A 14,726-nucleotide genomic window follows, 5' to 3' on the forward strand; every position below is an offset into this window, starting at 1 on the left:
TTTACTTTGTTCAACCGACAAACTAATAAAATTTTCGTGATTGTCTAGCGGTGGCGAATTATCGGGCGAATCAACGGAATACAAGAGGATTTTTGCTGAAATGTATGTCATTTTCGCACAATCAACGTGATTTTTGGAAAATTTTCATGTATAATTGGTATATCCGATAAACAAAGTGGTGAGATACATGCTGCAAACTGGCGACCAATTTCTGGTGAAAAAGATCAACAAATCGATCGTGCTGGAGACGATTAAAAAGAATGGCCCCATTTCGCGGGCGCAAATTTCGGAAGTAACCGGCCTGAATAAATCAACGGTATCATCGCTTGTCAACGAATTGATTCAGGAGGAGTTTGCGTACGAGATCGGTTTGGGGCAGTCCAAGGGCGGGCGCAGACCGCTTATGCTTTTGTTCAACACGACTGCGGGCCATGCCATCGGCGTGGACATCGGCGTCAACTACCTGCTCGCCGTGCTCACCGATCTGCAGGGGAATATCGTGCAGGAAACGATGCTGACGATTGCGAACCTCTCGTTTGAGAACATTGTTGACCTGCTCAAGCAAACGATCCAGGCCCTGATCGATCAAGCGCCGCCCAGCAAATACGGCATTGTCGGGATTGGCATCGCCGTGCCGGGCATCGTCGACGAGCATGGCCAGATTTTGTTTGCTCCCAATCTGGGATGGGAAAACGTCGATGTGAAGAGCATCATCCAAGGTCACTTTCACCTGCCGGTCACGATCAACAACGAAGCGAAGGCAGGCGCGATGGGGGAAAAGATATTCGGCGTCGGCAAAGGGATTGCCCACTCCGTCTACGTCAGCCTGGGGATCGGGATCGGTACGGGGATCATCATCAACAACGAGCTGTACAAGGGATGCAACGGGTTTGCCGGTGAAATGGGGCACATTCCGATCGAGCCCAACGGCAAAAAGTGCCGCTGCGGCAACCGGGGATGCTGGGAGCTGTACGCCTCCGAAAACGCTCTGCTCGAACAGGCGAAAGCCCTGGCGATTCCCCCGGCCCCGAACGAACCGGAGATCACGCTCGCCCATCTTGTCACGCTGGCCGATGAAGGCCATCACGAGGTGATCAATCTGTTCAACCAGGTGGGCGAATACATCGGCCTCGGCCTCACGACCATCATCAACACGTTCAATCCGGAACTGATCGTGATCGGCAACAGAATGACCTCTGCGGAAAAGTGGCTGATCAACCCGATCACACGGATCGTGGAAAACCGGTCGCTTGCGTACAGTCGCAAGCAGCTTCGGATCCAGTTTTCCGGCTTGAACATGCATTCGGCCGTATTTGGCGCCGTTTCCTTTGCGATCGACGACTTCTTTGCCAACACGCGGATTTCCCTGTAGCCCGCCTCCTCGAAACGTTTTGTGGCATGCACGCGTCAACGTAAAAAACGTTTCAACTCGACGTTTGACAAAGACGAGGGGGGACCAGGATGTCCGTAAAACTCCCGAAACGAACGGCGTTTGTTCTGTGGGTGTTCATCTGCCTGCTCATGCTGGGGTGCAGCAGTCACGATCGTCCGGAAGAAGGGGATGTGATTGATAGGCACGGCGGCGTAACACATTTGGAAAAAATGGACGAATTTATTGCCAGCGTATCCCGCAATCAACCTGCGACGCTGCGGTTGATCCGATACACCATCGAAGGCGATCCCATCTTCCATGACTTGTCCTATCAAAATAAAAAAATTGAATTTCGCCTGGACAGTACGGAAGATCAGTTCGGCAAAGGAGAAGTTGCAACCTATTTCTGCGATGCGCTGGAACGGAAGGAAACCGATACGCTGCTGCAGTACACACTGACGGGTTGTACGGGAAATAACGGGACCATGAAGTTGTTGACGATTTCCTTTGATGTCGAGAAACAGGATGTCTTTGCATTTGTTTTACAATACGGGGGGAACCTTCCACATGGAGACGTCGCTGAAATACGCGATGATCAGCTTTCAAACGAGGCGCGACAACTGATCTACAAAAAGATGGTGCTGTCCAACTATTTGGGGGAAAAGCGATTGTCGACGGAGTGCAATCACACCCCTCACGTCCGTTATTCCCTCAACGTACAAATCAACGGGGCACTTCGTGAATTCCAATGGGCCGAATGCGATCAGAGTGAAGACGGAAAAACCATGACCGCATTGGCAAAGGATATCATTGCAATCGCGACATCCAACGAGGAACGGAAACAGGCACCGGAAACAAACGGTCAGGCCCGGTAGTCCTTGTACAGAGGGGGCGCTCCGTTTTCGCGCAGACCGCCGCTCCGCCCGGTAGAGCTTCGCAAGTCGCTCCGCCTGGCAGCATGCTTCTCCTCCGCTCCCCTCGGTTTGTCCTCAGTCCGAGCCGGGGGATGCCCCCCGGCAACCTGACCGGACCTTTATGGAGACGGCGCGCCTCCTTTCTTCCGAATGGTTGCGATGCGTTTCTGCTGATCCCACTCGATTTCCCCATCCAGCAGCTCCGCCACCAGCCGGAGCGGGACCATCTCCGTGCCGGCAATCATTCTCTTTTCCACCAATAGGGGGATCGCCTTTCCATCCCGGAAAACCTTCCCCTGTTTCGTTATTCGGATGACCGTTCCCTCTTTGGCTGCCACCAGTGCGCCGTCCTGCTGGTCAACGTGAACGGCCGCCCCCAGTTTCTCGAAGGCCTCCGCGGTCGGAACGTAGATGCTCCCGCGTATCAGTACGGGCGGAGTGAGGAAGGAAATCCGCTCTGTTTGCCGCATGACCTGGATGGGGGCGGTTTTCCGGGGGACGACCACCAAGGCGTTGCTCAATTCCCTGCCCGGCGCCGTCAGCAGCTTTCCATGCGCGTAAAGGCCGGACGACGCTCCGCCGTCCAGGTTCATCGCCGCCACCAGTCCCATCGACTGGCAGATGCCGGCCAATTGGGCCAGGGTGACGTTGGGGACCGTTCCCATCACCAGTTGATGGTTCGCCGTGTAGCCAATGAACGAACGCTGTCCGCTTGCCTTGGTCAGCTTCGGATCGTTCATTCCCTCCGCGACCGGATTGACGACGATTTTGCCGTCCTTTACCAACGTGGGGCCCGCACTGGTGACATGTTGAAACGAATCCGCATCAAACCGGGAGGAACGGTCGATCACCGGCAGGGCGTTTCCGTTGAATCCGATGGACGACCCGCTGACGCCGTCGTGTTTCTTCTCGTAGTCAATGACGATCAACCCCCAGGGCGGCTTGTAGTCCCCCTTGTTGTAGGCCATGAAAAACGATCCGTTAATGGCGGCCAATGCCCCCGTTCGTTTCGCCATCCCCGCCAGGCTTTCCGTCCTGCCCAGCTCGTCCCGGGCCAGAACCGGACGGACTTCCAGCCGGGGATCGTTGAGGTTGATCGTGACGAACTGGACGGTTCGGCTTCCGGCGGACGTGGAAACCTTCTTGCTTCCCGCCATCACGCTCGCGGATACATCCTTCGTCTGCGGCGCTCCCTGCGCGGCCAGATGCGCCGGCAGGGCAAGAACGCCGAGCAACACCATGGTTGCTAGCCATTTCCCCATTCTCATCTCTACCTTCACCTGTTCCGAAACTTTTTTCCCTCTTTCAAAAAACAGGATTATTTTATCATGTTTTTCCATTTGCGGGCACCGCGTGAACGCTTTGCATGTTTCCCTTTTTCCACCGCTTCCTCGGCGCGCCGTAGAACAAAAAAGTGATCGGGACGTTGTTCATCGGATATCCGGAAGCGGATGTCCCCCCTACAGACCGAATGCCGGCGGAAGAAAAAACAACGTGGCTGTGGAACAACCATTCCGTGCCTCGAAGCAGCAACATTCCCAGTTTGTGAACCACGCTCCAGACGAAGATCAGGTACAAAAACAACTGCTGCAGCGCGTCAATCTTCCATCAGCCGTCCTCCGGCCACCACGACGCGCCCTTTCTTGATCACCGTGTCCACGTGGTTGATGCCAAAGTGGTACGGCACATACGCCAGGTTTTCCGCGTTGAACAGCACCAGATCCGCCTGCTTGCCGGGCTCGAGACTGCCAATCTGGTCTCCCCGGCCGATCGCATAGGCTGCGTTGATGGTCATGGCGGTGATCACTTCCTCCGGTGACATGCCCAAATGCAGGCAGGCCAGGGTCATCACGAGCTGCAGCGATTCCGTGGGGGAACTGCCCGGATTGTAGTCCGTGGACAGCGCAACCGGCACTCCTTCCTCGATCATGTCCCGGGCTCGAGCGTGGGACTTGGCGCGCAGGTTGAACGACGTCGCCGGCAGGCAGACGGCGATCACGCCCGCATCCCGCATCGCTTTCAGCCCCTCATCGGTGGCGGCGAGCAGATGCTCCGCGGAAATGCAGCCCATCTCTGCGGCAAGCTGCGCTCCGCCGAGCGGTTCAATTTCGTCGGCATGCAGCTTCAACCCGAAACCCAGCTCTTTCGCGGCGGCGAGAATCGCACGCGACTCGTCCACCGAAAACACCCCGTGCTCGCAAAAGACGTCGCAATACTCGGCCAGCCCCTGCCGCTTCACTTCCGGCAGCATCTCCTCGATCACCAGCTTGACGTACTCGGCGGAGCGGCCTTTGTACTCCGACGGCACGGCGTGCGCTCCCATGAACGTCGACACCAGGTCGATCGGGTGTGTTTCGTCCAACCGCCTGGTCACGCGGAGCTGCTTCAGCTCGTCTTCCAGCGTCAGCCCGTAGCCGCTTTTGGCCTCTACGGTCGTCGCCCCGTACAGCATCATGATATCCAGACTCTTCCTTGCCTTTTCATACAGTTCGTCTTCCGTCGCAGCCCGCGTCGCCCGCACCGTGCTGAGAATCCCGCCGCCCTGGGCGAGGATGTCCAGATACGACAAGCCCTTCTGTTTCAAGACCAGTTCGTTTTCCCGGGAACCTCCGTGCACCAGATGGGTGTGCGGGTCGACCAGGCCCGGCGTCACCAGCCGCCCTTCCGCATCCAGGGTTCGCTCGACGGGCAGCCCGGCGATTTCCGCCCGGACGTCCGCTTCCGCTCCGGCGGCCACGATTTTGCCGTCCGCAATGGCCACGGCTCCTCCCGTCACGGGGCCGACATCCGACATCTCGCGGCCCCGCCGCGGCCCCGGCCTGCCGCCCATCGTCACCAGCACACCGATGTTGTGTACCAACAGATCAATCCGTTCCGGTTTCATGCTCTCCCTCCTCATGGGAAGCATCCCGAGGAAAACCTCCCTCGGGATGCCGCTTTTTTTCGAGGTTGTTCCGCACTTCATTTCCCCAGACCGTTCAGATGCCCAGCATCGGCACGCGCACGCCGCGCTCCTTGGCCGTCTGGATCGCCAGGTCGTACCCGGCATCGGCGTGTCGAATGACCCCCATGCCCGGGTCGGTGGTGAGCACGCGGGAGAGCCGCTCTTCCGCTTCCGTGGAGCCGTCGGCCACCACCACCATGCCGGCGTGCAGGGAGTAGCCCATGCCCACGCCGCCGCCGTGGTGCACCGACACCCAGCTTGCACCTGCCGCCGTGTTGACCAGCGCGTTGAGGATCGCCCAGTCGCCCACCACATCGCTGCCGTCCTTCATGCTCTCCGTTTCCCGGTTGGGAGACGCGACCGAACCGCAGTCGAGGTGGTCGCGGCCGATGACGATCGGCGCGGAAATTTCCCCTGTACGCACCATCTCGTTGATGGCGAGCCCCATTTTGACCCGCTCGCCGTACCCCAGCCAGCAGATGCGCGCCGGCAGACCCTGGAAGGCCACTTTTTCGCGGGCCATGGTGATCCAGCGGCGCAGGTGCTCGTTTTCCGGGAACAGCTTCAACACCAGTTCGTCCGTCTTGTAGATGTCTTCCGGATCACCGGACAGCGCCGCCCAGCGGAACGGGCCCTTTCCTTCGCAGAACAGCGGACGGATGTAGGCCGGGACGAAACCGGGGAAGTTGAAGGCGTCTGTCACGCCTTCGTCGTAGGCTGCCTGGCGGATGTTGTTGCCGTAGTCGAATACGACAGCTCCCATTTTTTGCAGGTCAAGCATCGCCTGCACGTGTACCGCCATCGACTCGCGGGAGAGGCGGACGTACTTGTCGGGATCGTTCTTGCGCAGTTCAGCCGCCTCTTCCAGCGTAAAGCCGCGGGGCACGTACCCGTTGAGCGGATCGTGCGCGGACGTCTGGTCGGTGACGAAGTCCGGCACGATGCCGCGGCGCACGAATTCGGGATAAATGTCGGCAGCATTGCCAACGAGACCGATGGACAGCGGCTTGCCCTTTTCCTGCGCCTCCCGGGCCAGCTTCAGCGCTTCGTCCAGGTCGTACACCATCACGTCGCAATAGCGGGTGTCAATCCGGCGCTGAATGCGGGACGGATCGACGTCGACGCCGATCACCACCCCTTCATTCATCGTAACGGCAAGCGGCTGAGCTCCCCCCATGCCGCCCAGCCCGGCTGTCAGGGTGAGCGTCCCTTTCAGCGTGCCGCCGCAGTGCTGGCGGGCCGCTTCCGCAAAGGTTTCATACGTCCCCTGCAGGATGCCCTGAGTGCCGATGTAGATCCAGCTTCCGGCGGTCATCTGGCCGTACATCATCAACCCTTTTTGCTCCAACTCCCGGAACGTTTCCCAGTTGGCATACGCCGGCACCAGCACGGAGTTGGAAATCAGCACGCGGGGGGCGAGCGGATGTGTCCTGAAAATGCCGACCGGTTTCCCCGACTGTACCAGCAGGGTCTCATCCCCCTCCAGGTTTTTCAGGCACTCCACGATCTTGTCAAAGCACTCCCAGTTGCGCGCCGCTTTTCCGATCCCCCCGTATACCACGAGGTCTGCCGGACGCTCTGCCACTTCCGGGTCCAGATTGTTCATCAACATCCGCAGGGCTGCTTCCTGCTGCCACCCTTTTGCGTTCAGGTTGTTGCCGCGGGGTGCGCGGATGACGCGCGCCTTGGTTTCTGCCATGGGGTCCTCTCTCCTTTTCTCTTAGTGTTTTCTCGTCATGACGCCTGCCAGGAACGTGAGGATCACGTGCAGCGCCGTTCGAACCGTCGCCCGGCGCGGGTCCTGCAGGGGATCGATGCAGACCACGTCGAATCCTTTGACCTTCGGGTTTTGGCCAAGCAGGTACACAGCGTCGAGGAGCTGCCACGACGTCATGCCAGCCGGCACCATGGCCGGGACACCCGGCCCGAACGCCTGATCCAGCACGTCCATGTCCACCGTCACGTAGATGGCGTCCGTGCCGCTGCCGGCGATCTCCATCGCCTTGTGAATCAGCGGCTCGATCCCTTCCCGGGCCACCTGCCGGGCGGTAAACTGGGTAATGCCCTGCGAAACCGCGTATTCCTGGTACGGCTTGGAGTTGGCAAAGCTGTGAATCCCCACTTGGGCGATGTGCTGCCCTTCCACCGTGCCCGATTCCAGTAGGCCGCGGATCGGAGTGCCGTTGGTCGGTCCGCCGTCTTCCAGATTCCGTACATCCATATGCGCGTCAATTTGCACGATGCCCACCTTTCCGGCAAACCTCCTTTTAAATGCCTTGACCGACGGGCAGGTGATGGAGTGGTCTCCCCCTGCAATGATCGGGAGCAGGTCGGGCAGCGATTCGTAGACATTGGTCAGCGCCTGCTCGATGTTGGCGTGGCAGCGGTACAGGTCCGTGGGATGCATCTGGATGTCCCCCAGGTCGCCTGCCCGCAGCTCCTGAAGGTCGACGTCATAGTCGATGCTGTATGTCGTCACAGTGGGAAACAGTTCCCGCAGCGCATTGGGCGTCATGGACGCCGCCGACACGCTGATCGACGTCTTGGAGAGCGGCACGCCGATAAACCCGATGTCGACCGGTTCCTCCCCGTCCCACGGCGTCAGCCACTGGGACACTTTGGTCTCATACCGGTCCCGCCAGTTAGACCGGCGGACCAGTTCCGGAGGATTCAACAAATCAATCCTTTTTTTCAATAAAATCCCTCCTTGTATAACAACGATCCAGCACTAGCCACCGAGATACGCTTTTTTCACGATGCCCTGCTCCTTCAGTTCTTCAGCCGTTCCGTGGAAACGGATCTCCCCGTGCTCCAGGACGTAGCCGCGATCGGCAACGGAGAGAGCCATCGTCGCGTTTTGCTCGACCAGAAGGATCGTCATGCCCTGCCGCTTGATCTGCCGGATCGTCTGAAAGATGTCTTTCACCACGATCGGCGCGAGCCCCATGGACGGCTCATCCAGGATGAGCAGACGCGGCTTCGCCATCAGCGCCCGGCCGATCGCCAGCATCTGCTGTTCGCCCCCGCTCATCGTGCCGGCGAGCTGGTCTTTGCGCTCGGCCAGGCGGGGAAACAGTCCGAACACGGTCTCCATCTCCCGCTCCCGTTCCGCTTTGGACGCCTTGCGCGAATACGCGCCCATCAAGAGGTTGTCGGTGACGGTCAGCTTGGGAAAGACCCGCCGCCCTTCCGGCACCATTACGATCCCTCCCTGCACGATGCGGTGGGTGGGAACTCCATTTAATTCGTTCCCGCCGTAACGGATCGAGCCCTTGGCCGGGAGCACCCCGCAGATTGCGTTGAGCGTCGTGGTCTTGCCCGCCCCGTTGGAGCCGATCAGCGTCACCACCTCGCCTTCCTCGACGGAGAGCGACAGGTCGCGCACGGCGTGAATGCTCCCATACCAGACATTCAGCTTGTCAATGTGCAGCACCGCTGGCCACCTCCTCTCCCTCTTCCTTGCCGATGTACGCTTCGATCACGGCCGGATGGGAGACGACCGCCTCCGGCACGTCGTCGGCGATCTTCACCCCGTGGTCCAGCACGGCGATGCGGTCGCACAGCCCGACAACCATGGAGACGTTGTGCTCGATGAGGATGACGGTCGTTCCCTGTTCGCTGATACGGCGGATGAGATCCGTCATCTCCTGCACTTCCTCGGCGTTCATGCCGGCGGTCGGCTCATCCAGAAGAAGCAGCTTGGGCTGGGAGACGAGCGCCCGGGCGATTTCCACCCGCCGCTGGTTTCCGTAAGACAGGTTTCCCGCCTGCTCGTACTCGCAGCCCGCGAGTCCGACTGTCTCCAGCATGCGCAGGCTTTCTTCCGTCACCATCCGCTCCTCGTACCGGGCGGAACGGAGGCCCAGGATCGACGCCCAGAGCCCGGTGCCGGTTTTGTGGAACATCCCCACCTTCACGTTGTCCAGCACCGTCTCTTCCTTCAAAAGCCGGATGTTTTGAAAGGTCCGGGCGATCCCGCACCGGGCGATGCGAAAGGGACGCAGCCCCTGAATCTCCCGTCCTTCAAACGCGATCATGCCGGCGTCCGGCTTGTAAATGCCCGTCAGGATGTTAAAAAATGTGGTTTTTCCTGCGCCGTTGGGGCCGATGAGCCCGACGATTTCTCCCTGGCGGACCTTGAGGCTGACGTTATCCACCGCCGTCAATCCGCCGAACCGCTTGGTGATCCCCTGCATGTCAAGCAACCCGATCACCGCCTTTGTCCAAGGTTTTGACCGCTGACCGGCGGATGTTCACCAGCTTTGTGCCGTTTTTGCCGAACAACCCTTTTGGCCGGTACCGCATGATCAGCACCATGAGAATGCCGTACAGCATCATTTTGTAGGTGTCCAGGTACTTCGGATCGACGAGTTCGAACTCAAAGAGCCGGAACATCTCAGGCAGCATGTACAGGAGCGTAACCCCGAAGAAAGTGCCGAAGATGCTGCTCAGCCCTCCCAGCACCACCATGCTCAGCACCGTGGCCGAAACGGTGAAGCCGAATGATTCGCCGCTGATAAACGACACCTTGTGAGCAAACAGCGCCCCGGCCGCTCCCGCGTAGGCCCCTCCGATGGCAAACACCAGCACCTTGTAATACGTCGTGTTGATGCCCATCGACTGCGCCACCGTCTCGTCCTCGCGGATTGTCATCCAGGCCCGGCCGATGCGCGACCCGGTCATCTTTTTCATGATGACCACGGCGACAATCAGCACAACCGTCACCAGAAGCAGGTACCCCGTGTTTTTCAGCGGTGTCCCGAACAGGGAAGGAGCCGGGATTGAGTCAATGCCGTAGGCCCCGCCGGTGATATCCGCGTTCTTGAAGAAGGACTGGGCGATCAGCCCGAGCCCGAGCGTGGTGATCGCCAGAAAGTCTTCCCGCACCCGCAGGCTGGGAAGCCCAAACAGCGCGCTGATGAGGAAGGTGACGACCACGGCGGCTGCCATGGAAAGCCAGGCATTCCACCCGTACTTCACGGACAGGATGACGGAGGTGTAGGCGCCGATGCCGTAGAACGCGGCGTGCCCCAGCGACACCTGTCCGGCGTAGCCCGTGATCAGATTCAGTCCCAACCCGAGCAGCAGGTAGATCATCCAGAAGACAACAATGTCAACGTAATAGGGGTTGAAGAGATCGTCCATCGCGACCACCTACACTTTCTCCACGTGCTTGCCGAACAGTCCGGACGGCCGCACCAGCAAGATCAGAATCAGGATCACAAACGCGATCGCATCTTTGTCGACGACCATCCCGGTCATGAAACCGTCGCTAAGCGATTCCACGATACCGAGGATCAGGCCGCCGGCGATGGTCCCCGGGATGGACCCCAATCCGCCGAGGACCACCACGCAGAACGCTTTCAGCCCGGGAATCGCCCCCATCGTGGGAAAGAGCGCGTTAAAATTCCATGCGACCAGCACGCCCGCGGCAGCGGCCAGCGCCGATCCGATCATGAACGTCACCGACACCACGCGGTTGACGTTTACGCCCATCAGCGACGCCGCCCGCATGTCCTGGGCGGCCGCTTGGATGGCGATCCCCATCCGGGTACACTTCAGGAACGCGTACAAGAGTCCCAGGCCGATCAATCCGGCCAGGATGATGAACAGTTTCACGTTGGTAAACGTGACCGATTCCGTCAATTGGATGACGGACACCTCGACACCCGTCTCGGGAAACGCCTGGGTATCGGAGGTGAAGATCACCTGGAACAGGTTTTCGAGGAAAATGGCAACACCTACGCCGCTGATCAAGGTGGCGATGGGATGGGCTCCCCTGAGCGGCCGGTAGGCAATGCGCTCGACCGCCACGCCGGCCAGAGCAGCCGCCGCCATGGCAAACAGGATGGCAAGGGCAAACGGCAGGTGCAGATACGTGATGGCAATCATCGCCGCAAACGCGCCGACCATGTAAATGACGCCGTGAGCAAAGTGGAGCAGCTTCAACACCCCGTACACCATGGTCAGCCCCACGGACACCAGAATGTAGATAAAGCCGAGCGCCACTCCGTTCAGGATTTGCTGTGCCAGCACCCGTCTCACTCCTTTCAAGCCGAGAGTCAAAGCTGAGAGAAAAAAGGGAGGACCAACGGGCGATCCTCACCTGCATAAAACACCAAGCCGAAACCCTCACGAAACGATCAGTTAGTCGTACACCTTGGATTTGACAAACTGGAACGTGCCGTCCTTCACCGTCATGAAGATGACCGGCTTGATCACCTCGTGATCAGGGCCGAACGTGATCTTGCCCGACGTGCCCTCGAAGTCTTTCGTCTCGTTGATCGCTTTCGCCAGTTTCTCGCGGTCCGGGCCCGCTTTCTTGAGCGCCTCAAGAATCACCATGGCGGCGTCGTAGCTTTGCGAGGAAAGCATGTCCGGTTCGCCCTGATACTTTTCCTTCCACGCTTTCACAAACTTCTGCACGACCTCGCGCTGGTCGGCGGTGTAGAACGAAGTGGTGAAGACCGAACCTTCCGTATTTTCCTTGCCGAGCTCCAGGTACTTGGGCGAATCAAACCCGTCCACCCCGAGCAGTTGGGCGGTGATGCCGGCTTCCCTGGCCTGCTTTACAATCGCGGCCGCTTCGTTGTAGTACCCGACGATGTACAGGGCATCCGGGTTGGCTGCCTTGACCGCGGTCAAGAGAGAGCTGAAGTCCTTGTCCCCCATCTTGAACGGGCGGTCGATGACGATGTCCGCCCCCAGTTTCTTCGCCTCTTCCTTGAACGCGCCGAAGATGGACTGGCCGTAGTCGATGTCCACGTACAGCACGGCGAACTTCTTCTTGCCCAGATCGTTAACGGCGTAATCGGCCATTGCTTTTCCCTGGATCGGGCCGGTGTAGATGATCCGGTTTACGTAGTCCCCGCCTTTGGTAATCTCCGGGTGAACCGCATACGCGACTGTCATGGGCACTTTCGCTTCCTGTACCTTGGGCGCTACCGTCTTCGAGGGTCCGCTGTACGCACCTCCGACGATCGCCACCACCTTGTTGCTGTTGATCAGCTTTTGCACCGCTTTGAGCGCTTCTTCCGGCTTGCCCTGGTCGTCTTCCGCAACCAGTTCCACCTTTTTCCCGTCAATCCCGCCTGCGGCATTGAACTGCTCAACAGCCAGCAAAGCGGCGTCACGGCTGTGCGTCCCGTCCGTCGCTGTCGGGCCGGTCAGCGGGCCGAACCAGCCGATTTTGATCGTGTCGCCACCGCCGCCAGAACCTCCTGTGCCGCCGCTGCCGGAACCGTTCCCTCCGCAAGCGCTTACAATCAAAGCCAAACTTACCAATCCCGTCAGCAACAACGAACCTTTTTTCAAGCTCACGCGACCCCCTTGATCGTTATCTGACAACTTCCCCTACTATGAATTATCTGTGTCTTCTGAAATGTCGTCATCTCGTATTCTACTGGATTGATTGGGCCTCTCCACTAGGCGATATTGTCAACTGTTAGCACAATTTTGCTCGGCGGTAGGCGGTGGGGGAACACTTCGCGTACTTTTTAAACGTCCGGGTAAAGTAGTTGGCGTCCTGAAAGCCGACAAAAGACGCGATCTCCTGGACCGTGCAGTCCGTCGACTTCAGGTAGTACATCGCTTTTTCCACCCGCTTCCTGTTGAGAAAGTCGATCGGGCTCATGCCTGTCTCCCGCTTGAACAGGCGGCTCAAGTGATACACACTGACGCAGCAATATTGTGCTATTTCTTCCAGCGTGATCTTCCGGTGAAGGTTTTCTTTCAGGTATTGAACGGCCTTGCGAATGACCGGCGAAACTGCGGTCAGGTCGTTCGGCTCCATGTACGCTGCCAAGCGGCGGGCGTATTGGCATACCTTCTGCACGAACTTGTCGTACCGGATGGTCACGTACAGATCCTGAATGAACCTGGCGTTTTCCGACAGGATGAGGGCCGCATTGGCCCCCGAATCCAGCACCTGACGGGACATCGTAATCACCAGTTCGACCGCTTCCGATTTGAACATGTTCACGTCATGGCGGTACGTCTGCGCCATTTTGTCGAGCAGCGCCCGCAGAGACGCGACGGTTCCCTCTTCATCGCCGATCCGAAGGCGGGCGACCAGTTCCGCCCGCTCTGCCGACGCGAGCGGCGAGTGCCAGCCGCCTTCCTGTCCCTGTTTCTTTTCATAGTGAAAAATGAGCGCGTTGCCTTGAAAAAACCGGTCCACCATGGACTCTTTCGCCTCTTCGTAGGAAAAGTGCAGCATGTAGGGGTTGTCGTAAAAGCCGCCGATCCCGATCGATACGTTCACCCCTCGCTTCTTGCACCGCTGCTGAATCTGCCGGGCGATCCGGCCGGTGACCTGCCGGAATCCCGGCTCCTGCGGGGATTCCAGCGCCAGTTCCACCAGGACCGCGAGAACGCCCTCGGCCACCCACACCCAGACAAACGGTTCGGTGACCGCCTCGCACACGCCTTCCACCACCTGATGGCCGATCTCCATGCGCCAATGGAACGGCTTGCCGATCACCAGATCGGTATAACGGTCGATCGAGACCACCATCACGACCTGCGGATGCACCCAGATGCCGAACGATTCCTGCATCTCCTGAAAACTGCCTTCGTGCACCAGCGTCCCCGACAACAGCAGATGAGAAAACGTCGCCTGTGCAGGGTCTTGCTTCATTTCGCTCCCTGCTCGCTCCGGACTGCGCGGTTGCGGCTTGGGCATGATCCGTGAACCGTACCCGCAGCCGCCGATCGTATCATTTCTCGTGTGAGTTACATTATGAGACTTTTCTGTATCTAGTACGTACAATTGTGTATGGATGCAAGGAAGTTGCTGCCCAAACACACATACTGCGTATGGGGACGGTGCAGTCAGGACCATGAAGAAGCGAAGCGCAAGGAACAAACGAGCCAAAAAGAACAAATGGGCAAGGGCAGGTGTGCACATACTCTTCTGGTGTTTTTCCCTTCTCCTGGCTTACTTGTGGATTTCATTGGAAGACGCCGGGGAATCCGGTCAGTTTGCCAAGTTTGTGATTCACACCGTAATTTTGAGCAATCTGTTTGGCCTTTTCTCCATATTGCTTGGCATCGGATTTGCGGGATTCGCCGCCTACAAACTGATTACCCGAACAGCCTACGATCCAAAGAAAACCATCTTGTATTCCATCCCGTTGTTTGTGTTCTTTGTAGGATTGGGAGCGTTCCTGACTAAAGACCTGTCGAAAAATATGATGGATGTCAAACACTACGTAACCGGACATATCGTGGAAGAACGCGTCGTGATCACCCATTTTACCATCTATGAAAACAACCATGGCGAAGATGGGTACGAGTATACCTTTTCCGATGGACGGACGTTCTATGAAAATCATGAGGGCAACGGTTTTGATGATATTACCGTAGGCCAGGCATATGTCATCCGGTACCTGCCGGAAACGCCCAAGTTGTTAAGCATAAAACCAGCCGAATAAGTTGTCTCCTCCACAAAAACAACCCCCGTACGACATTCCGTCGCATGGGGGTTGGTTCGTTC

At 58.4% G+C, this 14,726-nt stretch carries 13 protein-coding genes; 3 read left to right on the top strand and 10 right to left on the bottom strand.

From position 1 onward, the window contains the following. Positions 1 to 187 precede the first annotated feature (187 nt). Both M516_RS0120310 and M516_RS0120315 read left to right on the top strand, forming a co-directional pair. On the top strand, positions 188 to 1,372 hold the full coding sequence (locus tag M516_RS0120310) for an ROK family transcriptional regulator (protein ID WP_029100745.1): 1,185 nt from the start codon (positions 188 to 190) through the stop codon (positions 1,370 to 1,372). 89 nt (positions 1,373 to 1,461) lie between these two features. Continuing rightward, on the top strand, positions 1,462 to 2,247 hold the full coding sequence (locus tag M516_RS0120315; RefSeq protein WP_029100746.1) for a DUF4362 domain-containing protein: 786 nt from the start codon (positions 1,462 to 1,464) through the stop codon (positions 2,245 to 2,247). Between the two features lie 158 nt (positions 2,248 to 2,405). On the opposite strand, the gene M516_RS24495 is transcribed toward M516_RS0120315, so the two are convergent. The 10 genes from M516_RS24495 to M516_RS0120370 form a co-directional block, all read right to left on the bottom strand. Further along, entirely contained in the window at positions 2,406 to 3,554 is a 1,149-nt protein-coding gene (locus M516_RS24495) for a phosphodiester glycosidase family protein (RefSeq protein WP_193747002.1), read from the bottom strand. A 329-nt stretch (positions 3,555 to 3,883) separates the two neighbouring features. Continuing rightward, positions 3,884 to 5,170: an imidazolonepropionase gene (hutI, locus tag M516_RS0120330; protein WP_029100748.1), complete on the bottom strand. Its 1,287-nt coding sequence runs from the start codon at positions 5,168 to 5,170 to the stop codon at positions 3,884 to 3,886. Between the two features lie 94 nt (positions 5,171 to 5,264). Continuing rightward, entirely contained in the window at positions 5,265 to 6,929 is a 1,665-nt protein-coding gene (hutU, locus tag M516_RS0120335; protein ID WP_029100749.1) for a urocanate hydratase, read from the bottom strand. Between the two features lie 21 nt (positions 6,930 to 6,950). After that, positions 6,951 to 7,925 (bottom strand): agmatinase family protein, encoded by a 975-nt coding sequence (locus M516_RS0120340; protein ID WP_051188319.1) that lies wholly within the window; start codon positions 7,923 to 7,925, stop codon positions 6,951 to 6,953. 33 nt (positions 7,926 to 7,958) lie between these two features. Next, entirely contained in the window at positions 7,959 to 8,663 is a 705-nt protein-coding gene (locus M516_RS0120345) for an ABC transporter ATP-binding protein (RefSeq protein ID WP_029100751.1), read from the bottom strand. Next, on the bottom strand, positions 8,650 to 9,435 hold the full coding sequence (locus M516_RS0120350; protein ID WP_193747003.1) for an ABC transporter ATP-binding protein: 786 nt from the start codon (positions 9,433 to 9,435) through the stop codon (positions 8,650 to 8,652). Before M516_RS0120350 ends, M516_RS0120345 begins: the two co-directional genes overlap by 14 nt. Beyond that, positions 9,428 to 10,375 (bottom strand): branched-chain amino acid ABC transporter permease, encoded by a 948-nt coding sequence (locus tag M516_RS0120355; RefSeq protein ID WP_029100753.1) that lies wholly within the window; start codon positions 10,373 to 10,375, stop codon positions 9,428 to 9,430. The genes M516_RS0120350 and M516_RS0120355 overlap by 8 nt, the downstream gene beginning before the upstream one ends. Before the next feature lie 9 nt (positions 10,376 to 10,384). After that, positions 10,385 to 11,266: a branched-chain amino acid ABC transporter permease gene (locus M516_RS0120360; RefSeq protein ID WP_029100754.1), complete on the bottom strand. Its 882-nt coding sequence runs from the start codon at positions 11,264 to 11,266 to the stop codon at positions 10,385 to 10,387. Between the two features lie 111 nt (positions 11,267 to 11,377). Then, the gene (locus M516_RS0120365) at positions 11,378 to 12,544 is read right to left on the bottom strand and encodes an ABC transporter substrate-binding protein (protein WP_029100755.1); all 1,167 of its coding nucleotides are present in this window, start codon (positions 12,542 to 12,544) and stop codon (positions 11,378 to 11,380) included. Between the two features lie 130 nt (positions 12,545 to 12,674). Beyond that, complete coding sequence (locus M516_RS0120370) at positions 12,675 to 13,868, bottom strand: helix-turn-helix domain-containing protein (protein ID WP_029100756.1); 1,194 nt, start codon at positions 13,866 to 13,868, stop codon at positions 12,675 to 12,677. 202 nt (positions 13,869 to 14,070) lie between these two features. On the opposite strand from M516_RS0120370, the gene M516_RS0120375 reads away from it, so the two are divergent. Continuing rightward, on the top strand, positions 14,071 to 14,664 hold the full coding sequence (locus M516_RS0120375) for a hypothetical protein (protein WP_152523447.1): 594 nt from the start codon (positions 14,071 to 14,073) through the stop codon (positions 14,662 to 14,664). Positions 14,665 to 14,726 lie beyond the last annotated feature (62 nt).

This window comes from Brevibacillus thermoruber 423, from assembly GCF_000454065.1.
GTDB lineage: Bacteria > Bacillota > Bacilli > Brevibacillales > Brevibacillaceae > Brevibacillus > Brevibacillus thermoruber.